The organism is Actinoplanes sp. NPDC051475 (assembly GCF_040689425.1).
Taxonomy (GTDB): domain Bacteria; phylum Actinomycetota; class Actinomycetes; order Mycobacteriales; family Micromonosporaceae; genus Actinoplanes.
Map to the genome: position 1 here is coordinate 420,778 of NZ_JBFAZZ010000001.1, position 21,227 is coordinate 442,004.

General features: G+C 73.8%; 20 protein-coding genes. 6 read left to right on the forward strand and 14 right to left on the reverse strand.

All coding sequences use genetic code 11. The features are described 5' to 3' along the window. Positions 1 to 6 precede the first annotated feature (6 nt). Positions 7 to 2,784, reverse strand: a complete 2,778-nt coding sequence (locus AB0368_RS01900) for an FAD-binding and (Fe-S)-binding domain-containing protein (protein WP_366151859.1) — start codon at positions 2,782 to 2,784, stop codon at positions 7 to 9. A 16-nt stretch (positions 2,785 to 2,800) separates the two neighbouring features. Here AB0368_RS01900 and AB0368_RS01905 point away from each other — a divergent pair, with 16 nt between their 5' ends. Both AB0368_RS01905 and AB0368_RS01910 read left to right on the forward strand, forming a co-directional pair. Further along, entirely contained in the window at positions 2,801 to 3,463 is a 663-nt protein-coding gene (locus AB0368_RS01905) for a GntR family transcriptional regulator (RefSeq protein ID WP_366151860.1), read from the forward strand. Between the two features lie 34 nt (positions 3,464 to 3,497). After that, positions 3,498 to 4,076, forward strand: coding sequence for a TetR family transcriptional regulator (locus AB0368_RS01910; RefSeq protein ID WP_366151861.1), 579 nt, complete (start codon positions 3,498 to 3,500; stop codon positions 4,074 to 4,076). On the opposite strand, the gene AB0368_RS01915 is transcribed toward AB0368_RS01910, so the two are convergent. From AB0368_RS01915 to AB0368_RS01940, 6 genes are read right to left on the reverse strand one after another with little or no spacing between them, the layout of a single operon-like run. After that, entirely contained in the window at positions 4,043 to 4,942 is a 900-nt protein-coding gene (locus AB0368_RS01915) for a GNAT family N-acetyltransferase (RefSeq protein WP_366151862.1), read from the reverse strand. The two genes, AB0368_RS01910 and AB0368_RS01915, sit on opposite strands and share 34 nt — an antisense overlap. Before the next feature lie 7 nt (positions 4,943 to 4,949). After that, entirely contained in the window at positions 4,950 to 5,318 is a 369-nt protein-coding gene (locus AB0368_RS01920) for a VOC family protein (RefSeq protein ID WP_366151863.1), read from the reverse strand. Between the two features lie 22 nt (positions 5,319 to 5,340). Beyond that, the gene (locus tag AB0368_RS01925; protein WP_366151864.1) at positions 5,341 to 6,114 is read right to left on the reverse strand and encodes an ABC transporter permease; all 774 of its coding nucleotides are present in this window, start codon (positions 6,112 to 6,114) and stop codon (positions 5,341 to 5,343) included. Next, on the reverse strand, positions 6,111 to 7,034 hold the full coding sequence (locus AB0368_RS01930; protein ID WP_366151865.1) for an ATP-binding cassette domain-containing protein: 924 nt from the start codon (positions 7,032 to 7,034) through the stop codon (positions 6,111 to 6,113). The genes AB0368_RS01925 and AB0368_RS01930 overlap by 4 nt, the downstream gene beginning before the upstream one ends. After that, positions 7,031 to 7,894: a DUF4097 family beta strand repeat-containing protein gene (locus tag AB0368_RS01935; protein WP_366151866.1), complete on the reverse strand. Its 864-nt coding sequence runs from the start codon at positions 7,892 to 7,894 to the stop codon at positions 7,031 to 7,033. Before AB0368_RS01935 ends, AB0368_RS01930 begins: the two co-directional genes overlap by 4 nt. A gap of 45 nt (positions 7,895 to 7,939) precedes the next feature. Continuing rightward, positions 7,940 to 8,449 (reverse strand): hypothetical protein, encoded by a 510-nt coding sequence (locus tag AB0368_RS01940; protein ID WP_366151867.1) that lies wholly within the window; start codon positions 8,447 to 8,449, stop codon positions 7,940 to 7,942. Between the two features lie 66 nt (positions 8,450 to 8,515). On the opposite strand from AB0368_RS01940, the gene AB0368_RS01945 reads away from it, so the two are divergent. The 3 genes from AB0368_RS01945 to AB0368_RS01955 all read left to right on the forward strand — a co-directional run bounded on the left by AB0368_RS01945 (position 8,516) and on the right by AB0368_RS01955 (position 11,301). Further along, the gene (locus tag AB0368_RS01945; protein WP_366151868.1) at positions 8,516 to 9,196 is read left to right on the forward strand and encodes a class I SAM-dependent methyltransferase; all 681 of its coding nucleotides are present in this window, start codon (positions 8,516 to 8,518) and stop codon (positions 9,194 to 9,196) included. A 35-nt stretch (positions 9,197 to 9,231) separates the two neighbouring features. After that, the gene (locus AB0368_RS01950; RefSeq protein ID WP_366151869.1) at positions 9,232 to 10,212 is read left to right on the forward strand and encodes a hypothetical protein; all 981 of its coding nucleotides are present in this window, start codon (positions 9,232 to 9,234) and stop codon (positions 10,210 to 10,212) included. A 69-nt stretch (positions 10,213 to 10,281) separates the two neighbouring features. Then, positions 10,282 to 11,301, forward strand: a complete 1,020-nt coding sequence (locus tag AB0368_RS01955) for a medium chain dehydrogenase/reductase family protein (protein ID WP_366151870.1) — start codon at positions 10,282 to 10,284, stop codon at positions 11,299 to 11,301. Positions 11,302 to 11,351: 50 nt separating this feature from the next. On the opposite strand, the gene AB0368_RS01960 is transcribed toward AB0368_RS01955, so the two are convergent. From AB0368_RS01960 to AB0368_RS01975, 4 genes are all read right to left on the reverse strand, one after another. Beyond that, positions 11,352 to 12,278 (reverse strand): aminoglycoside phosphotransferase family protein, encoded by a 927-nt coding sequence (locus tag AB0368_RS01960; RefSeq protein WP_366151871.1) that lies wholly within the window; start codon positions 12,276 to 12,278, stop codon positions 11,352 to 11,354. After that, positions 12,272 to 13,777, reverse strand: a complete 1,506-nt coding sequence (locus tag AB0368_RS01965) for an SDR family NAD(P)-dependent oxidoreductase (RefSeq protein WP_366151872.1) — start codon at positions 13,775 to 13,777, stop codon at positions 12,272 to 12,274. The genes AB0368_RS01960 and AB0368_RS01965 overlap by 7 nt, the downstream gene beginning before the upstream one ends. A gap of 133 nt (positions 13,778 to 13,910) precedes the next feature. Beyond that, positions 13,911 to 16,382 (reverse strand): MMPL family transporter, encoded by a 2,472-nt coding sequence (locus AB0368_RS01970; RefSeq protein WP_366151873.1) that lies wholly within the window; start codon positions 16,380 to 16,382, stop codon positions 13,911 to 13,913. Between the two features lie 17 nt (positions 16,383 to 16,399). Beyond that, positions 16,400 to 17,392 (reverse strand): hypothetical protein, encoded by a 993-nt coding sequence (locus AB0368_RS01975; RefSeq protein ID WP_366151874.1) that lies wholly within the window; start codon positions 17,390 to 17,392, stop codon positions 16,400 to 16,402. 292 nt (positions 17,393 to 17,684) lie between these two features. Here AB0368_RS01975 and AB0368_RS01980 point away from each other — a divergent pair, with 292 nt between their 5' ends. Continuing rightward, positions 17,685 to 18,287, forward strand: a complete 603-nt coding sequence (locus AB0368_RS01980) for an FKBP-type peptidyl-prolyl cis-trans isomerase (RefSeq protein ID WP_366151875.1) — start codon at positions 17,685 to 17,687, stop codon at positions 18,285 to 18,287. Positions 18,288 to 18,290: 3 nt separating this feature from the next. Here AB0368_RS01980 and yaaA read toward each other — a convergent pair whose 3' ends face one another. The 3 genes from yaaA to AB0368_RS01995 form a co-directional block, all read right to left on the reverse strand. Continuing rightward, entirely contained in the window at positions 18,291 to 19,076 is a 786-nt protein-coding gene (gene yaaA, locus AB0368_RS01985; RefSeq protein ID WP_366151876.1) for a peroxide stress protein YaaA, read from the reverse strand. A gap of 62 nt (positions 19,077 to 19,138) precedes the next feature. Beyond that, positions 19,139 to 19,483 (reverse strand): STAS domain-containing protein, encoded by a 345-nt coding sequence (locus AB0368_RS01990; protein ID WP_366151877.1) that lies wholly within the window; start codon positions 19,481 to 19,483, stop codon positions 19,139 to 19,141. Positions 19,484 to 19,524: 41 nt separating this feature from the next. Further along, a complete protein-coding gene (locus AB0368_RS01995; RefSeq protein ID WP_366151878.1) occupies positions 19,525 to 21,141 on the reverse strand; it encodes a copper resistance protein CopC in 1,617 nt (538 codons plus the stop codon). Between the last annotated feature and the right edge of the window lie 86 nt (positions 21,142 to 21,227).

The window sequence follows — 21,227 nt, forward strand, 5'->3', positions numbered from 1 at the left end:
CTCTCGTCATCCTCTGGGACGGTCCAGCAGCTGGGCCAGGTGGACGGCCGGGCGGTCGCGCAGGTCGGCGACCTGGGTGCGGCAGGAGAACCCGTCGGCGAGCACGACCGCGTCCGGGGCGGCGTCGAGGGCGGGCAGCAGGTTCTGCTCCGCCACGGCCACGGAGACCTCGTAGTGGCCGATCTCGACCCCGAAGTTCCCGGCCAGGCCGCAGCATCCGGCCAGACGGCGTACCCGGGCACCGCCGGCCCGGAGCAGGTCGGCGTCGGCCTTCCATCCGAGGACGGCGTGCTGGTGGCAGTGCGGCTGGGCGACCACGTCCACGCCGGACAGATCGGGCGGGGTCCAGCCGCGGGTCTGCGAGAGCAGCTCGGCCAGCGTGCGTACCGAACCGGCGACCGCCGCCGCGTCCTCGTCGCCGGGCAGCAGCTCGTGGACGTCGGAGCGCAGAACCGCCGTGCAGGAGGGCTCTATGCCGACGATCGGGACGCCGTCGCGGGCGTCGGGGGCAAGAGCAGCGACGGTACGGGAGAGGATCCGCTTCGCCGAGTCGAGCTGGCCCGTGGTGATCCAGGTCAGGCCGCAGCACACCGGCCCGGACGGCAGCCTCGGCTCGTATCCGGCGGCGCGCAGCACCCGTACCGTTGCCTCGGCGACCTCCGGCGAGAAGGCGTCGGAGAAGGAGTCGGCGAAGAGGACGACCGGTTTTCCGCCCGCCGCGGGCCGGAAGGTACGCCGGAACGGCCGCCGCGCGAAGGCCGGTACGGATCGGCGCTTGTCGACCCCGGCGAGCCACAGCAGGAAGCCGCCGAGCACGGGCAGCCGGACACCGAGGTTCGCCAGCCGCGGCGTCCAGCCGGCCAGCCGGGCCCAGAACGGCAACCTACCCAGCGTGTAGTGCGAGCGGGGCCGCAGCCGCCGCCGATAGGTCTGGTGCAGCACCTCGGACTTGTAGGTGGCCATGTCGATGCCGGTCGGGCAGTCCGAGGCACAGCCCTTGCAGGACAGGCACAGGTCCAGGGCGTCGTGCACCGACGGGTCGGACCAGGCCAGCTCGCCGCGGACGACCTCCTGCAGCACCCGGGCGCGCCCCCGGGTGGAGTCCTTCTCCTCGCGCGTCGCCAGGTACGACGGGCACATGACGCCACCGGCGGCGGAGTTGTCGGCGCGGCACTTGCCCACGCCGGTGCACCGGTGCACGGCCTGGGCCAGGTCGCCGTCGTCGTGCGGGTACGCCAGCGCCAGCGCCTTCAACGGGAAGCGGCCGGCGGGACCGACGTCCGCGTCGACGGGATCGGGGTCGACCAGCACGCCGGGGTTGAGCAGGTTGCCCGGGTCGAAGGCGTGCTTGATCCCGCCGAACAGCGCGATCGCGTCGGTGGAGTACATGTGCGGCAGCAGCTCCGAGCGGGCGCGGCCGTCGCCGTGCTCACCGGACAGCGAACCGCCGAACTCGCCGACGAGCCGGGCGGCATCGGTGACGAAGTCGCGCATGACCTTCGTGCCGCCCGCCTGGTCCAGCGGGTAGTCGAGGCGTACGTGCATGCAGCCGTCGCCGAAGTGGCCGAACGGCGCGGAGGTCATCCCGTACGAGCTGACGAGCTCGTCGAACCGGGCCAGGTAGGCGCCGAGCTTCTCCGGCGGCACGGCGGCGTCCTCCCAGCCGGGCCAGGCCGGCCGGTCCGACGGTGCGCGCCCGGCCAGCCCCGCGCCGTCCTCGCGGATCCGCCACAGCCGCGCCTGGGTGGCGGGCTCGGTGACGACCAGCGCGTCCTCGCCGATGCCGTCGGCGGCGAGCCGCCGGGCCCGCGACTCGACCTCGGCGGCGTCGTCCCCGGCCAGCTCGACGAAGAGCCAGGCGCCGCCGCGCGGCAGTGCCGGGACGGCGTCCGGGCCGCGCCGGGCGCGCAGCACGTCGAGCAGCCGGGAGTCGAGCCCCTCGCAGGAGGTCGGGCCGTGCGCGACCACGGCCGGGGCGCCCTCGCCGGCGGCCACGATGTCGCGGAAGCCGAGGACCACCACCACCCGGACCGGGGCGTCGACGACCAGCTTCACGGTCGCCTGCGTGATGACCGCCAGCGTGCCCTCGGAGCCGACCAGCGCCTGCGTGAGGTCGAACCGCTCGGGCAGCAGGTGCTGCACGGCGTAGCCGGAGACCTGGCGCCCGAACCGGTCGAACTCGGTGCGGGCCGTGGCGAGGTGCCTGCCGATCACCGCGCGTACGGCGTCGACGACCGGCTCGGCGCCCCGGACACCCTCCGGCCCGGTGACGAGCCTGTCGCCCGCGGCGGTCAGGAGCTCCAGCCCCGCCACGTTGTCGGACGTCCGGCCGTACGCCAGCGAGCGGGAGCCGCAGGCGTTGTTGCCGATCATTCCGCCGATCGTGCACCGCGGGTGGGTCGACGGGTCCGGTCCGAATCGGACGCCGTGGGGGATGACGGCCTTCTGCAGGACGGCGTGCACGGTCCCGGGCTCCACCACCGCGGTCCGGGCCTCCGGGTCGATCTCGAGGACCCGGTTCAGGTGGCGGGAGAAGTCCAGGACGATGCCGCGGCCGACGGCGTTCCCGGCCACCGAGGTGCCGGCGCCCCGGGAGGTGAGCGGCACGCCGGTCTCCCGCGCGACGGCGAGCGCCGCGGCCACCTCGTCGACGTGCCGCGGCCGGACCACCGCCAGCGGGGGGATCCGGTAGAGCGAGGCGTCGGATGCGTACATGCCCCGGGTGCCCGCGTCGGACCGCACCTCGAGCCTGGCGTTCTCGAGTGCCGCCACCACGTCAGTCATGAGTAACATGTTACTCATGCCTTCGCTTCGCCTCCCACCGGCGGCTCCCTCCCTCGCCGATGCCGTCGCCCAGGCGGTGCGGGACGGCATCGCCGCGGGGGAGCTCGTGCCCGAGCAGACCTACTCCGTGTACCAGCTGGCCGACCTGCTCGGGATCTCCCGCAGTCCGGTCCGCGAGGGGATGCTCCGCCTGGCCGAGGCGGGCCTCATCGAGATCCGGCGCAACCGCGGCTTCCGGGTCCTGCCGCCGCGGGCCCACGACGTCGAGGAGATCATCGAGATCCGCCTGGCCCTCGAACCGCCGGCTGCCCGCAAGGCGGCTCTTCACGGTACGGACGAGCAGCACGCCGCCATCCGCGCAGCCCTGGACACCATGGCGATCGCGGCGGCACGTGGTGACGACACGTCCTTCTGGCCGGCCGACCGCACCCTGCACGACCTGCTGCTGCGCGCCTCCGGCAACGCCCGTGCCGCCGCCGTCGTCGCCCAGCTGCGCTCCACGACCGCCCTGCTCGGCCCGCCCACCACGGCCAGCGGCCGGACGCTGACCGAGATCCACGCCGAGCACGAGCCGGTGGTGGCCGCCGTCCTCGTCCGCGACGGCGCCGCGGCGGAGGCCGCCATGCGTGCTCACGTGGCGGCGACCGGAGATCTGCTGGTGGCCAACCTGCGGCCATGACAGTTGTGTCACTCGGTGCCATACACTGGCGGCCATGACCTTGCGGGAGCGTACGCGTCAGGCCGTGCAGGCGGACATCGCCGCGACCGCCATGCGGCTGTTCCTCGAACGCGGATTCGACGCGACGACGATGGAACAGATCGCCACCGCGGTCGGCATTTCCCGCCGCTCGCTGTTCCGCTACTTCGCCACGAAGGAGGACATCGTCGTCGGCGACCTGGTCGAGCGGGGCCGCCGGGTGCAGGTGGCGCTCGAGTCCCGGCCGCCCGGCGAGGGTCCGTGGGAGGCGCTGCGCGCGGCGCTGGAGACCATGGCCCGCGAGCCGGCGTACTCGACGGAGTGGGCGAGCAAGGTGTTCAGGATGCTGGCCGAGACCCCGTCACTGCGCGCTCGCCAGCTGGAGAAGCGACTGCAATGGCTGGAGATGCTCGTGCCGGACATCGAGCGGCGGCTGGGCGTGGCACCGGGCAGCGCCGGCGACCCGCGGGCGGCGGCGATCGTGTCCAGCGCCCTCGCCTGCCTGGACGTGGCCGTGGAGGCCTGGAACCGTGGCGGGGGCGAGGGCTCGATCGAGGACCTCTACGACGCCGCCGTCGCCGCCGTACGGGGCTGAAGGTCGAGCTGGTAGAGCACCGAGCGGTGGGTGGGGGCGTACCCCAGGCTGTCGTTGATGCGCCGCATCGCCACGTTGTTGTCGGCGGTGTCCGTGAGCAGGCCGGCGATCTGCGGGTGGGCCTCGTGGACGTGCAGGATCGCGGCGGCCTTCATCCAGCGGGCGAGGCCCCGGCCGCGGTGCTCGGGCAGGACGCCGGTGCCGTAGTGCTCGGCGTCGCCGCCCTTCCCGCCCGGCACCACCAACTCGGTGAATCCCGCGACGGCGCCGTCCTTCTCGTCGACCGCGGCGACCGTGCAGAGCAGGTCGCCCCGCTTGTCGACGGCGGCCGCGATGGCGCGGACCCGGTCCACGTCCCAGGTCTCGGCCGCGACGTCGGTCTCGTCCATCGGCATGTCGTCCATCGCCCGCCGGGAGGCGGCGAAGCTGGGCGCTAGATCGCCGGCGACCGTGCCCTCCCAGCTGATCAGCCGGTAACCCGGATGCGCCGCCTCGACGAGGGCGGTCACCCGCGCCGTGTCCACCTCGGCCACCGCCAGCCGGGCGAAGGTCAGGTGGAGCACCGGCCGGAGCCCGAGGGCGACCAGGAAGGGCGATCCGCCGGCGACCGGCCCGGCCATGACGGACCGGCGGCCCAGCTCCCGCGCCGTACCGGCCGCGGCCTCGAACAGCGCGGTCCCGACCCCGCGTCCGCGTTCCGCGGGGTGCACGCGCACGTCGGCCTCGGCCCGGTGGGTCGCCCCCGGCGCGGTGAAGACCCGCAGGTATGCGATGCCGAGCGGGTCGCCGTCGTCGCCAGTGGCGATCCAGGACAGGCGGTAGGACGACGATCCGGGCTCGGGCTCCCGCCACGGGGTGATCAGCACCGTCCCATTATCCGACGGGTGGTGCCCACCCCGGACGGGGGATCAGGCAGAAGGGATGCCCGGCCGGATCGGCGAAGACGTCGCCGCCGAGCCGGCTCGCGCCGAGGGCGAGCACGGCCTCGGCGGCGGCCGCCTGGTCGTCGACCATGACATCGACGTGGATCTGCTGCGGCGTCGCCGGATCCGGCCACGTGGGGGCCCGGTGGCCGGGCGCCCGCTGGAACGCGATGCCCGAGGTGCGATCATTCACCGCGACGACCGCGAAGTCGTCGTCGTGGTAAGTGATCGGCAGGCCGAGCAGGCGGCTGTAGAACGCCGCCAGTGCGCCGGGATCGGGGCAGTCGAGGATCACGTGGTGCAGGCGACCGATGGCCATGGGCCGGATTATGCCGGGTCGGTCAGAGGGTGTTGTACCGGCGCCTGGCCCAGAGGTAACCGCCCAGCGCGATGGCGGCGCACCAGGCCACCGACGCGACCAGGTGTTGCCCGGCCGGCGCGCCGGCCAGACAGGCCCGGATCGTCTCCATGATCGGCGTGTACGGCTGGTACTCGGCGAACTGCCGCAGCCCCGCCGGCATCGTGTCGGTCGGCACGAACCCGCTGCCCAGGAACGGCAGGAGGCTCAGCGGCAACGGCGTGTTGCTCGCCTCCTCCACCGTCTTGGCCACCATGCCCAGGGCGACGGCGAGCCACGTGAAGGCGAACGTGACCATGGCGAGGACGCCGGCCACGGCCAGCCAGTCACCCGGACCGGCGCCGGGGCGGAAGCCGACCGCGAAGGCCACGCCGAAGACGATCGCCAGGGCGATGAAGGTCTGGACGACGCTGCCGAGCACGTGCCCGGTCAGCACGGAGACGCGGGCGATCGCCATGGTGCGGAAACGCGCGACGATGCCCTCGGTCATGTCCATGGCCACGGACACCGAGGTGCCGGTCGCCATGCCGCCGATCGTCATCATCAGGATGCCCGGCACCACGTAGGTGAGGTACTCGGCGCGCCCGCCGCCGAGCCCCGCGCCCAGCGTGCCGCCGAAGACGAAGACGAAGAGCAGCAGGAAGATCACCGGCATCCCGGCGACCATCACCGTCATCGAGGGATACCGGATCATGTGCCGCAGGTTGCGGCGCAGCATGGTGTGCGAGTCGCGGACGGCGTAGGACAGGGTCGTCATCGCACGGGCTCCTTCGTCGTGGCGGTCAGGGCCAGGAAGACGTCGTCGAGGTCGGGCGTGTGCACGGTGAGCGCGTCGATGTCGACCGTCGCCTCGTCCAGAGTGGTCAGCAACATCCGCAGGTTCTGCACGCTGCCGTCGCCGGGCACGTCCAGGGTGAGCCCGTCATCGGGTACGGGCATCCCGAGCGCCCGGGCCGCCGCGTGCAGCTGCGGCGAGCCGGTGAAGGTCAGCGTCACGTGCCCGCCGGGAACCAGCCGTTTGAGCTGCTGCGCCGTGCCGTCGGCGACTATCCGGCCGCCGTGCAGGACGGCGATCCGGTCGGCGAGCTGATCCGCCTCCTCGAGATACTGCGTGGTGAGGAAGACGGTCGCGCCGCCGGCGGCCAGGCCGCGGATCGTGTCCCACATGGCACGGCGGCTGCGCGGGTCCAGGCCGGTGGTCGGCTCGTCCAGGAAGACGATGCGCGGCGTACCGACCAGTCCCATCGCGATGTCGAGCCGGCGCCGCATCCCGCCGGACAGGGTGGCGGCCGGCTTGCGCGCCGCGTCCGCGAGGTCGAACACCTCCAGCAGCTCGGCCGCGCGCCGGCGGCCCTCGCGCCGCGGAAGGTGGTGCAGGTCCGCCATGAGCATCAGGTTCTCCTCGCCGGTCAACAATCCGTCGACGGCCGCGAACTGCCCGGTGACACCGATGGCGGCGCGGACCGCGTCGGGCTCGGTGCGGACGTCATGGCCGGCCACCCGGATCTCGCCCGCGTCGGGGCGTACCAGAGTGGTCAGGATCGCGACGGTCGTGGTCTTGCCGGCCCCGTTCGGCCCCAGCAGGGCGAAGACGGACCCCGGCGGCACCTCGAGATCGATGCCGGCCAGGACCGTGTGGTCGCCGTACGCCTTGCGCAGGCCGGTCACGGAGATCATGCGGCTTCCTTCCGGAGGGAGCGGACGACCGCGATGTCGCCGAACGACGTGCGGGCCCGGACCGTGACGCTCTGCTCGCCCGACTCGGGGGCGGTGCCGTCCTGGAGCTCGTTGCGCACCTTGCCGAAGGAGGTGTGCAGGTCGAGGTACGCGGCGGTGCCCGGGGCGACGCCCACCTCCAGCGAGCCGGCGGCCGTCTGCACCGAGACCGTGCCGCGGACGACCTCCTCCACGCGGATGCTGCCGTTGGCGGTGGAGGCGGTCACGTCGCCGCCCACGTGGCCGACGAGCACGTCACCGTTCGCCGCCTTCACCCGCAGATCGCCGCGGACCCGGCCGACGCGGCTGTCCCCGTTGGAGTTGCGGACGACCGCCGCGCCCCCGATGTCGCCCAGCTGGATGCTGCCGGAGGCGGTGGTCGCGTGCGTCTCCCCGGCCGCGATGTCGAGGACGATGGCGCCGCTGGAGGTGTGCAGGTGCACGGCCGCGGTGTGTTCCAGGCGCAGGTCACCGGTCGCCGTCTTGATGCGGGTCTCGCCGAGGACGCCCGTGCAGTGGAACGCCGCGACGGAGGCCTCCGCCTCCAGCCGGGAGCCGGCCGGCAGACAGATCTGCAGGTCGACCGATCCGGTACGGCCGAAGAGCCCCAGGTTGCGCGCCTTCGGCGTCTTCACGAGCAGGCGGCCGTCGGCGTACTCGACGCGGGTCTGCCCGGCGGCGCGCACGTCGGCGTCGGAGGACGGATCGGTGGGGCGGACGTCGACGACGGTGTCCGTACGGTCGCCCGCGGCGATGCGCGCGTCCCCGACGAGCAGCTCGACGACGGCGGTGATCGGTCCGGGAGTGTCGAACGAGGGCATGACTGTCCCTTCCGGGGTGGGTGACGGGTGGTCTTCAGGGGTGGGTCAGCGGGCCCAGCCGGTGTAGCGCTGGCCGCCGATCGGGGCCCGGTGCGTGACCTGCCCCGCGTTGTCACGCACGGCGGCAGTGGTGGTGCGGACGAGCCACGCGTTGACGGACATGCCGTCGCGCCCGGCGGCGTCCTCGATGCGGGACTTCAGCTGGTCGGAGAGGCGGAAGTTGATGCGTGACACGGCACCGTCGTCGCCCTCGGGCGCTGATGGCACCGGAGTGGCGTCAGATGGCGCCATGGCGGCGTCCGGCTGGTCCACCGGGGGAGGGGTGACGACGAAGGTGGGATCGCCGGCGCGCAGGCGAACCTCGACGGAGCCGGGCGCCAGGTCCCGGGTGATCTCATCCGCCGCGGCGCTGAGCGCGTCGAGCATGGCCAGGCGGAACGCCGATTCGAGCGGCGCGGTCAGCCGTTCCGCGAGGGCCCGGGTGTCGGGGCCGCCGAGCTCGGCGGCGGAGGCGAGCTCGTCCCGCAGTCGCGAGACGTACGTCGTGAGGTCCATGGCACCACTATGGCATCACTATGGCGCCACGGCAAGAGTGTCGTACCTCGCCGGCACCATCCCGGCATGGACTGGGTGGCCTGGCACGATGCCTACGACGATCCCGGGTCGGCGCTCGCGCGGCGGCTCGGATGGGTGCAGCAGGAGATCCGGACCGTGCTCGCCGCGGCGCCGCCCGGCCCGGTCACCGTCGTCAGCATGTGCGCCGGCCAGGGCCGGGACCTGATCGGCGCGCTCGCCGGCCACCCCCGCGCCGGCGACGTCCGGGCCCGGCTGGTCGAGCTCGACCCCGCCAACGTGAACCGGGCGCGCGAGGCGGCGCAGGCATCGGGCCTCGGCGGCATCGAGGTCGTCCGGGGCGACGCCGGACTGACCGACCACTACCTCGACCTGGCGCCGGCCGACCTGGTGCTGGCCTGCGGCGTCTTCGGCAACATCCCCGACGCCGAGGTGGCCGCGACGATCGACGCCTGCGCGGCGCTGTGCCGGCAGGGTGGCGCGGTGATCTGGACCCGCCACCGGCGGCCGCCCGACCTGGTCCCGGTGATCTGCTCGTGGTTCGAGACCCGGGGCTTCGAGCGGGTGGCGGTGGCCGGCATCGGGTTCGGGGCGGGCGTGCACCGGCGGGTGGTGCAGCCGGCCCGGGCCCGGCCGGGGGTGCGGATGTTCCGCTTCACCGACCGTTCCGGCAGCCGGCCGCAGGAACCATCTGTCTCGAATGATTTCCGCCCGCGTGGTTCGACATAGCGTCGTGGCCACCACTCGGGCGGGAGGAGCCGCAGATGAGCCACTGGCGCGACCATCGCCGGACAGGTGTCGCCGCCGTCCTGGCAGGGCTCCTGGTCGGCGCCGTCGTCGGGCTGGCCGCCTGCGACGGCGAGAACCCCTCCAGCCTGCCGACGGCCCGGTCCTCGGAACGGCCCGCCTCGGGAGAGCCAGCAACCACGCGATCGCCGGAATCCGGCCGCGCGACGTCACGAGAAGCTGCCCGGGCGACGTCGGCGGAGCCCGGGCGGACGACGACGCCGGCCCCCGCCACCCGCACCACCAAACCGGCCGAGACCGTCACACCGGCCGAGACCACGACCCGGCTGCCGACATCGACCCGGCCGCCGACATCGACCCGGGCGGCGACCTCGACCCGGCCGCCGACATCGGCTGCCGTCGCGGGACCGGGACCGGCGCCGGCCCGGACCACCACGCCGGCCGCGACGACGCCGACGCCCGCCGGGTCCGCCTCCGCCCTGGCTGTGGCCGCCGGTTCGCAGGGCCTCGAGCCGTTCGGATGGCTGCTGCTGATCGCCCTGATCGTCGCCGTGGTCGTCGGCGGGATGCTGGTCTACCGGTCGCAGCAGAGGTCGGCATGGGACACCGAGGCTCGCGCGCTGGAGTCGGAGACCCGCGCCTTCGTGAGCACGCGGTTGCCGCCGCTGCTGAGCACCACGACCGTCGATCGGAGGGGCCTGTCGTGGCCTCCGGTGCGGGCCGGCCTGGCCGATCTCGTGGTCAGCTGGAACGCCCTGACCGCGCGGGCCTCCGGCGAGGACCGGCGGACCTGGTCGCTGCGCGTCAGCGCCCTGCTGGAGGACCTGATCGCCGCCGTGGACGCCGAGAACGACGCGCTGGCGGCCGGGCGTGACCGGATGCTCCTGCGTTCCCGGGTCGACCGGGCCGAACAAGCGCTCGCCGCCGTCCTCACGGGGCAACCGCAGCCCGAACCACCCGCGGCGGGGGAGCCGGGGCCGCCGGCGTTCCAGACCTGACCACCGCCGATGGCGTGCCCCGGGCCGGACGGCAAGATAGACGGGGATCGTCGGAGGAACGGAGCATCGATGCGCGCCATCTGGATCACCAAAGCGGGCGGGACCGAGGTCCTCGCGGTACGCGAGAGTCCCGACCCGCAGCCGGACCGCGGGGAGGTGCGCATCGCGGTCCGCGCCGCCGGACTGAACTTCGCGGAGGTCATGGCCCGGCAGGGCCTCTACCCGGACGCGCCGAAGCCGCCGTGCGTCGTCGGCTACGAGGTGTCCGGCGTCGTCGAAACCCTGGGGGCCGGGGTCACCGGCCTCGAGGTCGGTCAACGGGTGCTCGCCCTGGTGCGGTTCGGCGGTCACTCGGACACCGTGTGCGCGCCGGCCGAGCGGGTGCTGCCGATGCCCGACGATCTCAGTTTCGTCGACGGGGCCGCGCTGCCGGTCAACTACCTCACCGCGTACCACATGCTGTTCCGCGTGGCGAATCTCCGGCCGGGGGCCCGGGTGGTGGTGCACATGGCCGCCGGCGGCGTCGGCATCGCGCTGCTGCAACTGTGCCGGACCGTGCCGGACGTCGTCACCTTCGGCACGGCGTCCGCGGCCAAGCACGACGTCCTGCGGGAGGAGGGGTGCACCTATCCGATCGACTACCGCACCGAGGACTACGTACGGCGGGTGCGGGAGCTCACCGGCGGCGAAGGTGTCGATCTCGTCCTCGACGCGCTGGGCGGGCGTGACTGGAAGCGCGGGATCCGGCTGCTGCGGCCGGTCGGGCAGCTCATCGCGTACGGTTTCGCGAACCTCAGTTCCGGTGAGCGGCGCAGCGTTCCCCGGCTGGTGAAGCAGCTCAGCGGCGTGCCGCTGCTGACACCCTTCGGGATGATGGACCGCAACCACACGATCAGCGGCGTCAATCTCGGGCACCTGTGGGACCGCTCCGACCTGCTGCGCGAGGAACTGGCGGCCCTGCTCGACCTGTGGCGCGAGGGCGCTGTCCGGCCGCGTGTCGACGGGGTGTACCCGTTCGAGGAGGCCGCGGCGGCCCACCGCCGGATCGGCGAGCGCCGCAACATCGGCAAGGTCGTCCTCGTCCCCTGACGACGGAGTTCTCGGCGACGATGGAGTTCCCGGCGACGAGGAGAGAGGCGTCAGGTGAGCCGGGCGAGAACCGCGGCGCCGTGCATCTCGGTGGCGCCGTCCTGGGCGCGCCCGTGGTGGGCCGTCCACAGGGCGGACTCGACCTTGCGAGCCACACACCATGCCGCGATCCGGGCCGGGTCGAGGTCGAGCTCGCCGGCCAGCAGGGCGATCCGCTCGTGCAGCGTCCGGACCGGATCCGGGTACGCGTACGGGTCGTCGACCTGGTCCAGCAGCGGCCACAGGTCGTACGCCGGATCGCCGATCATCGGCTTCGGGTCGATCGCCAGCCAGCCGTCCCCCGTGGACAGGATGTTGCCGGGGTTGAGGTCTCCGTGCACGACCACCTCGTGCGGCGCGGACGCCGGCAGGTCGTGCAGCAGGCGGACGCCCTCCGCGACGAGGCCGGGATCGTAGGCGGGCCGCAGCCGCGCCATGCGCTCCTCGGCCAGGTCCGCCCAGTCCGCCGTCACGTCCACCACGGACTCGATCGGGTCGGCGGGGGACGCCTCGGGCAGGCCTGCCGACCACAGGCGGCGCAGCACCGCGGCGCCGATGCGCAGGCGGTCGGGTGCCGGCAGGTCGTCGGCGGCGAGCGGGCCGCCCGGGTCGCAGCGTTGCAGGATCAGGGCGTGCCGGTCGGGGTCGTGGGCGAGCAGGCGGACCGCGCCCCGGCCCGCCCACAGGCGCAGGGCGGCCGGCTCGCCGTACATCTCGCGGTGCGGCCAGCCGATCTTGGCGATCACCGGGGTGCCGCCGGGCAGCGTCGCCGGCGCCACCCAGCTGCAGCTGCCGCCGGGCAGTGCGGTGCCGAGGGTCAGACCGAAGGCGTCGCGTACCTCGTCGATGAGGCCCGGCAGCCGCTCCAGCCAGCGCCGGGCGTCGGGGTTGCGGGACAGCTCCCGCACCATCGGCAGATCCGGGGGGACGGTCACCATGCGATCGGCGCGTAGTCCTTGAGGAAACAGCCGTAGAGGTCCTCGCCGAGCTCGCCGCGGACGATCGGGTCGTACACCCGGGCGGCGCCGTCGACCAGGTCCAGCGGGGCGTGGAAGCCCTCGTCGGCGAGCCGCATCTTGGTCGGGTGCGGGCGCTCGTCGGTGATCCAGCCCGTGTCCACGCTGGTCATCAGGATGCCGTCGGCGAACATGTCGTCGGCGCTCGTACGCGTCAGCATGTTCAGCGACGCCTTCGCCATGTTGGTGTGCGGATGCCCGGCGCCCTTGTATCCGCGGTTGAAGACGCCCTCCATCGCCGACACGTTCACCACGTACCGGCGGGGGAACGGGGATCGGGTCATCGCCCGGCGCAGGCGGCTCACCAGGATGAACGGGGCGGTGACGTTGCAGAGCTGCACCTCCAGCAGCTCCAGCGGGTCGACCTCGTGCACCCGGTCACTCCAGCTGTTCGTGGGAGCGAGGTCCGGTACGAGCCCCCCGGCGTCCACGGCGGTGGACGCGGCGATGCGCTCGGGGCTGGCCGAGCCTCCCGTCAGGGCGAGCGCCGTCAACGCGTGCGGGCTGAAAGTGGCCTGCTCGACGGCTCCGGTGAGGGCCTTGGGGTGCAGCGCCGGGTCGTGGCCGCCGAGGTACTCCAGCTCCGGCAGCGGGCCGTCGGGCAGCGGCGCCGACTCGGCCGCCACCAGGGCGCCGTACGAGCCGGGCGAACGGCGTACCGTCTGGGCCGCGTTGTTGATCAGGACGTCCAGCGGGCCGCGGGCCGCGACCGAGTCGGCCAGGGCGACCACCTGGGCGGGGTCCCGCAGGTCGATGCCCACCACCCGCAGCCGGTGCAGCCAGTCGGCGCTGTCGGGCATGGCAGCGAACCGGCGGACCGCGTCGTTCGGGAACCGCGTGGTGATCGTCGTGTGCGCCCCGTCGCGCAGCAGCCGCAGGGCGATGTACATGCCGATCTTCGCCCGCCCGCCGGTGAGCAGCGCCCGCCGCCCGCTCAGGTCGGTCCGCGCGTCGCGGCGCGCGTGGTTCACGGTCGCGCACGCCGGGCAGAGCTGGTGGTAGAACGCGTCGACCTGGGTGTATCGCTGCTTGCAGATGTAACAGCCGCGTGGCTGCTTGAGGGTGCCGGCGACCCGGCCGGTGGCCGCGGTGGTGAGGGCCAGGCCCGCGGTCTCGTCGTCGATCCGGCTGGGTGCGCCGGTCGCGGTGGCGGCCGTGACAGCCCGGTCGTTCTCCAGTACGGCGTCCCGGCGGTCGCGGCGGCGGCGCAGCTTCACCGTCTTGAACAAGCCGGCGGTGGCCCGGCGTACGGCGACGGCATCCGGGTGCTCGGGATCCAGCGCCTCCGCCTCGGCGATCACGGCGAGGCACTCCGCGAGCCGCCGGGGGTCGATACCGGCCGGCTCGGCTCCCGCGGTGTGCGGCGGCGCGGCCTCGGCGCGGCCGCCGGGGGTGGCGGTCTCGTCAACTGTCGCGGTCATGCTCATCCCGTTCCGGTAGAACCCCAATACTCGCAGGGCACTGTACTGACCTCGCCGCCCCGACGGCTCCTCTGCGGGGGAGGAACGGGGCCTTTCCGCCCGTATCTACCGCGGGATCACCACGCGGGGCCGGTCAGGGCGTGGGGTCGCCGGGCGGCGGGGCCGGTCGCGCCGCGAGGTCTGCCGTCGGCCGGAAGTCGCCGAGGATCTGCTCCTCGACGGTGATCCGGCCCGGCCCGGGCACCGGCGCGGACCCGGCCACGGGTAGGCCCGCGACCGGCAGCCCCACCACCGCCGCCCAAGGCTGGTGCGCCTCGCGAAGCGGCTGGTGCGCCTTGCGTGCCGGCGTGCCGGCGTCGGCGGGGACGAGCTCCAACGGCGGAGCGGGAGCGGTGTCCGGGGGCTGGGGAGCGGGAGCGGTGTCCGGCGGCTCGGGAGCGGGAGAGGTGTCGGGCGCCGCGTGCCGGCCCACCGACACCGTCGGGAACAGCTCCTCGTCCTCGTACTCCGCCAGGCCCGCCCGCTGCTGGAGGCGGCGCAACGGGCCCGGCGCCCACCAGGCCGCGTCGCCCATCAGGCGCAGGACGGCCGGGACCAGCAGCATGCGGACCACGGTCGCGTCCAGGAAGAGCGCGATGATCATGCCTACGCCGACGAAGCGCATCGTCGACACCGAGGAGAGGGCGAAGGCGCCCGTCACCACGATGAGCAGGACGGCCGCCGCGCTGATCACGCGGCCGGTGCGGGCCAGGCCCGTCGTCACCGCCTCCGCCGTCGACGCGCCGCGGGTGCGGGCCTCCACCATGCGCGACAGCAGGAAGACCTCGTAGTCCGTGGAGAGACCGAAGACCACCGCCGCCATGAGGACCACGATGCCGGCCTCGAGCGGAGCCGGAGTGATCCGCAACAGGTCCGCGCCGTGGCCGTCCTCGAAGATCCAGACGAGGATGCCGAACGTCGCGCTCAGGCTCAGCGCGCTCATCAGCACCGCCTTGATCGGCAGCAGGACAGAGCCGAACGCCAGGAACATGAGCAGCAGGGTCGCGCCGACCAGCAGGGCCACCATCAGCGGGAGGCGGTCCGCGGTGGCGGCCAGGCTGTCGACGTTGCGGGCCGTGGTGCCGCCCACGAGCAGCTGCGAGCCGGTCGGCGGGCGCAGGTCGCGGATCCGATCGACGGCCGTCCGCGCCGCCTTGCTGAACGGGTCCTTGTCGGCCAGGGTCGCCGTGTACGTGACGACGTCGCCACCCTTGCCCGCCGGGGTGACCGCCGCGATGCCGGGGACCTTCTGCACCGCGTCCGCGAAGGCCTCGGTGTCCGCCAGGCTGCCGCGGAGCACGACCTGGATGCCCGCGCTGCTCAGGGCCGGGAAGTCGCGCTTGAGGGCCTCGACCGCCTGCCGGGCCGGTTCGGTGGCCGGCAGCACCCGCTCGTCGTTCTCGCCGAACTGCACGCCGCGGATCGGTGCCGCCAGCACCAGCAGGCCGGCGAGGATCGGCAGGGCCACCAGCACCGGTCGGCGCAGCACCGTGTCGGCGAGGGCGGCCCAGCCCGTACCCGCCGGACGGCTCCGGCGGCGGCGCGGGAGGCGTACCGGAAGCTTGTCGACCCGGTGACCCAGGACGGCCAGCAGCGCGGGCAACAGGGTGAGCGACAGCACGGCGGCGAGCGCCACGGCGGCGAGGCCGCCGTAGGCCAGCGATTTGAGGAAGCCCTGGGGGAAGAGGAGCAGCCCGGCCAGGGCGATCATCAGCAGCGTCGCGGAGAAGACCACGGTGCGTCCGGCGGTGGCGACGGTACGGGTGACCGCCTGCGCCGGCGTCCGCCCGAAGCCCTGCTCCTCCCGGAACCGCCCGACCATGAACAGCCCGTAGTCGATGGCCATGCCGAGCCCCAGCAGGCTGGCCACGTTGACGGCGAACGAGTTGACGTCGTGGGTGTTCGCGATCGCGTTCAGCACCCCCAGCGAGCCCAGCACGGCGCAGCCGCCGACCAGCACCGGCAGCGACGCGGCGACCAGCGAGCCGAAGATGAGCAGCAGCAGGATCAGCACGACGGGCAGCGAGACGGCCTCGGCGAACGCGAGGTCCTCGGTCGAGCGGGCGGCGGACGCGTCGCCCAGGGGTGCGGCGCCGGCGAGTTGCACGGTGGCGCCGGTGACCGAGAGCTTGTCGCCCACCTCCCGGAACGCTTCGAGCTTGTCGCCGTCGTCCTCGCCGGTCAGCGTCAGGACGGCCACCGCGCTCTTCTTGTCCGCCGCGGCGTACTGCTCGACCTTGCCGGGCCAGTAGCCGGCGACCGCGGTCACCGACGACTTCGGCAGCGCGGCGAGCCGGGCCTCGATGCGCCGGCCCAGCGCCGGGTCGTCGATCGAGCCCTGGGTGGGCCGGTAGATCACCACGACGTCGCCGTCCTGGGGGCCCAGTTCCTCGCGGACCACGGCGGCGGCCCGGCTCGACTCGCTGCCGGGGTCGGTGTAGCCGCCCTCGGAGAGCCGGTCGAACACGCCCATGCCCCACACTCCGGCGGCCGCGACCGCGATGATCGCGCCTGCGAGCACCGCCCAGCGGAACCGGGCCACGAATGAGCCCCACCCGGCGAACAACGACACTCCCTACGGGGTCAGCGCAGCGTCGCCGCTTCCAATGCGACACCGCCACAATCAGAGCTGAACGAGTCCTCCGTGACCCAGCTGACGTTGATCTTGCCGTCCTTCGGCGCCCTGTACGTCACCACGAACGCGACCGTGTCCAGGTTGTTGCCGCGCTGCTCGAAGCTGCCGCCGCCGGCCGGGCCGCCGGTGGACAGCTTGGCGGTGAGCCTGCCGCGCCCGGCGAGGGCGCCGACGTAGATCTTGAGTGTGCGCGTCGACGTGCTCGCCGGTGCGGAGATCGTGAAGCCGTTGCCCTTGCCGCAGGTGCGGATGCCGGTCGGGGTGCCGTCGGAGTTGCTCACGGGCGAGCCGCCCCGCCAGGAGAAGCGCTGCGAGCTGAAGCCGTGCCGGAACCGCGGGGCGGTCGGGGCGCCCTCGAGGATGGCGAAGTCGCCCTCGGCCTTGCGCTCCAGGGAGAACGTGCTCTGCTCGCCCCAATGCACCCAGTCGCGGGTGCCCTCGTTGGAGAGGTCCACGACCGCCGTTATGCCGGTGCGAGCGACGGAGACCGACCCCGCGAACGCCGGCGAGGGGTTCTCCTTGCGCTCCGGCGGCTTCGTCGTGGTCCCGCTCGGCGACGGCGACGGGCTGTCGGAGGCGCTGGGCAGCGGGATCGGGAACTGGTCGGGCGGGTTGAGCGGAACGTCGCCCAGCGCCGGCGGCTGCACCGGGGGGATGGCGTTCGTGTCGTCGTCGCGGACCGCGCGCGTGATGATCAGGCCGAACGCGATGACGATGAGCACGCCGGCGAGGATCACGGCGGCCGGCATGAGGAACTCGCTCATCCGCCGGGTCCGGTCCTCGAGCAGCTCGGGCGGCACGGCCGCGCCGCGGCGGCCCGCGGTGCGGTAGCCGTAGCCACTCCGGGGTGCGGCAGCCGGATAGGCCCTGCGGTGCGCGGCGTCGGACGGGCGCTCCCCGGGCTGTGGCTGGCGACCTGTCGTACGGTCGTCGTCCGGCAACCGACCCTCCCCGGTCGTTCACGGGGCGCACGCCGGTCGCTGCTGGCGGCCGGGCGGGTTGTCCCTGGTCCTGGTGCTGTGCTCAATCGGTACGGGCGGTGAGCGGCCGCCGTCATGCGGTTGGGGGAGTACACCGTCTCACCTTCTGTGAGTGACGGAGAAGAGCGAATTGAGTAACCAGCCGTTGAGTTGATCACCCGGGTCGGCGGTTCGGCGGAGGTCCGGGCGGACCGATGTCCGGCGAGGAAGTACGGTGTCCGAAGTTTCCTATCCGACAGGAGAAGCGGTACAGATGAGTGGTCAGGACCAGACCGCCGGCAAGCGTCGCGGCCAGGCGCTCACGGGCGCGCTCGCCGGAGTCGCGGTGATCGCCGTGCTCGTCGCGGTCTTCGTCGGCATCCAGGTGTCGGACGACGACAAGGGGAAGCAGAGTGCGGCCCCGGCCGCCGCCACCGAGCCGGCCCAGGCCCCCAGCGAACCGGCGGCTGCCGAGCCGAGCGCGCCGCCCGCGCAGACCGCGCTCGACCCGGCGCTGAAGGAGAAGCCGGTCGTCAAGGCGGGCAAGGGCGACGTCACCAAGCTGGTCGTCAAGCAGCTCGTGGCCGGCAAGGGCCCCAAGCTGACCGCCGGGCAGACCATTCAGGCCAACTACGTCGGCGTGACGTACAAGGACGGCAAGCAGTTCGACTCGTCGTGGGACCGCGGCCAGCCGGCCGAGTTCCCGGTCGGCGCGGGCCGGCTGATCAAGGGCTGGGACCAGGGCCTCGTCGGGGTCCCGGTGGGCAGCCGGGTGCTGCTCGACATCCCCGCCGACCTCGCGTACGGCGAGCACCCCACCGACGGCAGCCCCGCCGGTGACCTGCGCTTCGTCGTCGACGTGCTGGCCGCGCAGTAACCCTCAGAGTTCGCGTACGACGACATCCGCCTGACGGGGGCGGCCCGCCGCGACGGGCTGCTCCTCGACGGTGTACTTGAGGTCCCGCAGCGCCGTGAGCAGCTCGTCCACCGAGCCCGGCGCCGCGCCCTCCTCGGCCAGCGCGCGCACCAGCCGGCCCTTGGTGGCCTTGTTGAAGTGGCTGACCACCGAGCGGCGCGGCTCGCCGCCGACGATCCGCTCGTGCAGCACCCGCAGCGCCACGGCCTGCGGACCCGGCGCCCACATCGCCGCATAGGCCCCCGAGCGCAGGTCCAGGACCGGCCCGGCGGCGGGCAGGTGCCGGGTCAGGGCGCTTTTCCAGTACGGCGTGAGCCCCCCGATTCCCGGCAGCGTGACCCCGGCCGAGCACCGGTACGCGGGAATCCGGTCGGTGAGCCGTACGACGCCCCACAGCCCGGAGAACACGACGGCCCGGTCCGTCACCCACGCCCGCGCGTCCGGCGCGAGGGTCGCCACGTCCAGCGCCTCGTAGAGCACTCCGGAGTAGACCTCGGCCGCCGGGGCCGCGGGCGCGGTGGCCAGCCCGGCGTTGCGCTCGAGCTCGCCGCGCTGCCCGGCGCTGAGGCCGAGCACCTCCAGCGACTCGGCGACCGCGCGGGGACTGCGGCGCCGGCTCATCGCAGCGAGCTTGCCGAGCACCCGCCTGCGAGCGGTGGCGAGCTTCGGCAGCCAGAGCGCGGCCGGGTCGACCGGCTCTCCGGCGGACGGCGCGGTCTTTCCCTCGGACGGCGGCAGCAGGATGAGCACGCCGCGAGGTTACAAGCCCGGGCCCGCGGCACCGGCGTGGCCGCACCCGCGCGGGACGCCACTCACTCCTGCGGCGTCCCGCCGAGCGCGTCCGCCACGCTCGGATAGACGGCGAGGGCGGGCACCAGGCCGACCGTCCGCAGCAGGCCGTGCAGCCAGTCGCCGGGGCCGGCCAGGCGCACCCAGCCGCCGGACGCCGCGGCCCGCTGGTGCCCGAGCGCGAACGCGCTGAGCCCGGTCGAGTCGCAGAAGTCGACGCCGGACAGGTCGACGACGACCCGCGGGTGCGGGCGCTCGAGGACCTGGTCCATAGTGGTGCGCAGGACCGGCGCGGTGTCCAGGTCGATGTTGCCGCGGACGGTGACGACGACGGTGTCGTCCGGATTGCCGATGACGGACACGTGCACGATCGGTCTCCTCGCATCGACGGAGACTTCCCTCTGCCCACTCAGGGTCGCTGCGGAACCTGCGGGACCGTGATCGTCGTACGGACCGTCGCCTGGTCGATCTCCGTGGTCCGCACGGTGAAGGTGAGATCGTAGGTCCCGGGCAGCGGGAACGTCAGCGCGCCGACCGCGTCGTTGCGCGGATTCAGCGGGAGCATCGGCTGGGTGACCGGCTCCAGATCCTGCCCGCGCAGCCGCGTGGTCACGGTCCACTCCTGGGCCGGCAGCGGCTTGCCCTCCGGCGTGTACGTGAACCCGTGCACCGTGTTGTTCTCGCCGAGCTCGACCGGATACACGTAGTACTGCAGCGTGAACAGGTCCGAGGTGAGGGTGCTCGACACCCCCTTCTCGGTGTCGGCCTCGCGTTCGGCCGTCGCGTTGCGGCCCGGCGTGGTCTGCACCAGCACGGCGCTGAGCCCCAGCACCACCACGGTCGCGGCGACCTCGATGCCGACCGTGCGGCGCAGCGGCCCGGGTCCGGCCGTGGTCACGCGCGAGCGCTGCACGAAGCGCCGGGCGACCGCCGCCACTGCGAGGACGCCCGCCAGAATCGTGATCTTGCCGAGCAGGATCCGGCCGTACGGGCTGCTCCAGAGCGCGCCGACCGAGCCCACCTGGACCACGGCCTGCACCGCGCCGGCACCGGTCAGCCAGACCACGGCCAGGGCGGCCCACCGTGACCAGACCGGCAGGATCCGGCCGAGGACGCGCGGGTGCACCCGCCGCAGCAGGAAGACCGACAGCGTCACGAGGCCGCCGAGCCATACGGCCATCGCGGCGATGTGCACCACGTCGGCGGCGACGATCGCCCCCGGCAGCGGCGACTCGGCGGCGTGCCCGGTCAGCGGCCAGGTCGTCAGCCCGCCGAGGCCGAGCGCGATCAGGGCCGCGCCGCGCCGGCGCCCGCCCGTGCCGTGCAGCACCGGCGGCAGCAGCGCCGCGACGGCCGCCAGCACCGCCAGCCGGGCCAGCAGCGCCAGGCCGTACGGGCTGGCCAGGACGTCGGCGAGCTCGGTCACCGACACGTCCCACCAGGGCGCCCCGCTGCTGGCGGGGGCCTGGGTCCACAGCGCGCCGAGCGTCGCCGCGGCGGTGCCGATCAGGCCGGCCCGGACCAGCACCGTGGGGCCGCGCCGGGACAGCCGACGGGGCCAGAGCAGCGCCAGCAGCAGCGCCGGACCGACGATCAGCGTCAGGCCGGCGTACCCGGCGATCCGGAAGGCGGGAGCCGCGACCGCGACCGACGGATGCACGCCGGTGGGATCACTCTCGGCGGGCCGCGCCGAGGGCGCGCCGACCGAGAAGGTCATGGCGCCGCCGACCGGGTGGCTGTCGGCCGAGATGATCCGATAGCTGACCAGGTAGGTGCCCAGCGGCCGGGCGGCGCGGCGGACCTGGATGCGCAGCACCGGGCCGGCCGCGGTGACCGTGCCGGTGATCCGCTTGCCGTCCGGTGCGAGCACCTGGGTGCGCCCGGCGACCGGCGTGACCGCCTCGGAGAAGCGCACGACGATCTCGGCCGGCGGCGTGCCGACCACACTCCCCGGCTCCGGGCTCGCGGCGACCAGCGACGCGTGCGCGCTCGCGGGCGCGGCCGGAACCACGACGGCGAGACCCATCAGGAGCATGATGAGTACGCGTAGAGCCCGCGGCCCCCCGACCGCCCTCACCCCTGTCACGCGAGGTAGTTCGGATCCGCACGGGG

What these genes read in the sequence shown, in the direction of transcription:
- AB0368_RS01920 (WP_366151863.1), bottom strand. Translation starts at nt 5,318, where the DNA reads ATGGCCATCGGTCGCCTGCACCACGTGATCCTCGACTGCCCCGATCCC.
- AB0368_RS01900 (WP_366151859.1), bottom strand. Translation starts at nt 2,784, where the DNA reads ATGACTGACGTGGTGGCGGCACTCGAGAACGCCAGGCTCGAGGTGCGG.
- AB0368_RS01995 (WP_366151878.1), bottom strand. Translation starts at nt 21,141, where the DNA reads ATGGGTCTCGCCGTCGTGGTTCCGGCCGCGCCCGCGAGCGCGCACGCG.
- AB0368_RS01940 (WP_366151867.1), bottom strand. Translation starts at nt 8,449, where the DNA reads ATGGACCTCACGACGTACGTCTCGCGACTGCGGGACGAGCTCGCCTCC.
- AB0368_RS01935 (WP_366151866.1), bottom strand. Translation starts at nt 7,894, where the DNA reads ATGCCCTCGTTCGACACTCCCGGACCGATCACCGCCGTCGTCGAGCTG.
- AB0368_RS01980 (WP_366151875.1), top strand. Translation starts at nt 17,685, where the DNA reads ATGAGTGGTCAGGACCAGACCGCCGGCAAGCGTCGCGGCCAGGCGCTC.
- AB0368_RS01955 (WP_366151870.1), top strand. Translation starts at nt 10,282, where the DNA reads ATGCGCGCCATCTGGATCACCAAAGCGGGCGGGACCGAGGTCCTCGCG.
- AB0368_RS01925 (WP_366151864.1), bottom strand. Translation starts at nt 6,114, where the DNA reads ATGACGACCCTGTCCTACGCCGTCCGCGACTCGCACACCATGCTGCGC.
- AB0368_RS01950 (WP_366151869.1), top strand. Translation starts at nt 9,232, where the DNA reads ATGAGCCACTGGCGCGACCATCGCCGGACAGGTGTCGCCGCCGTCCTG.
- AB0368_RS01905 (WP_366151860.1), top strand. Translation starts at nt 2,801, where the DNA reads ATGCCTTCGCTTCGCCTCCCACCGGCGGCTCCCTCCCTCGCCGATGCC.
- AB0368_RS01945 (WP_366151868.1), top strand. Translation starts at nt 8,516, where the DNA reads ATGGACTGGGTGGCCTGGCACGATGCCTACGACGATCCCGGGTCGGCG.
- AB0368_RS01930 (WP_366151865.1), bottom strand. Translation starts at nt 7,034, where the DNA reads ATGATCTCCGTGACCGGCCTGCGCAAGGCGTACGGCGACCACACGGTC.
- AB0368_RS01965 (WP_366151872.1), bottom strand. Translation starts at nt 13,777, where the DNA reads ATGACCGCGACAGTTGACGAGACCGCCACCCCCGGCGGCCGCGCCGAG.
- AB0368_RS01910 (WP_366151861.1), top strand. Translation starts at nt 3,498, where the DNA reads ATGACCTTGCGGGAGCGTACGCGTCAGGCCGTGCAGGCGGACATCGCC.
- AB0368_RS01960 (WP_366151871.1), bottom strand. Translation starts at nt 12,278, where the DNA reads ATGGTGACCGTCCCCCCGGATCTGCCGATGGTGCGGGAGCTGTCCCGC.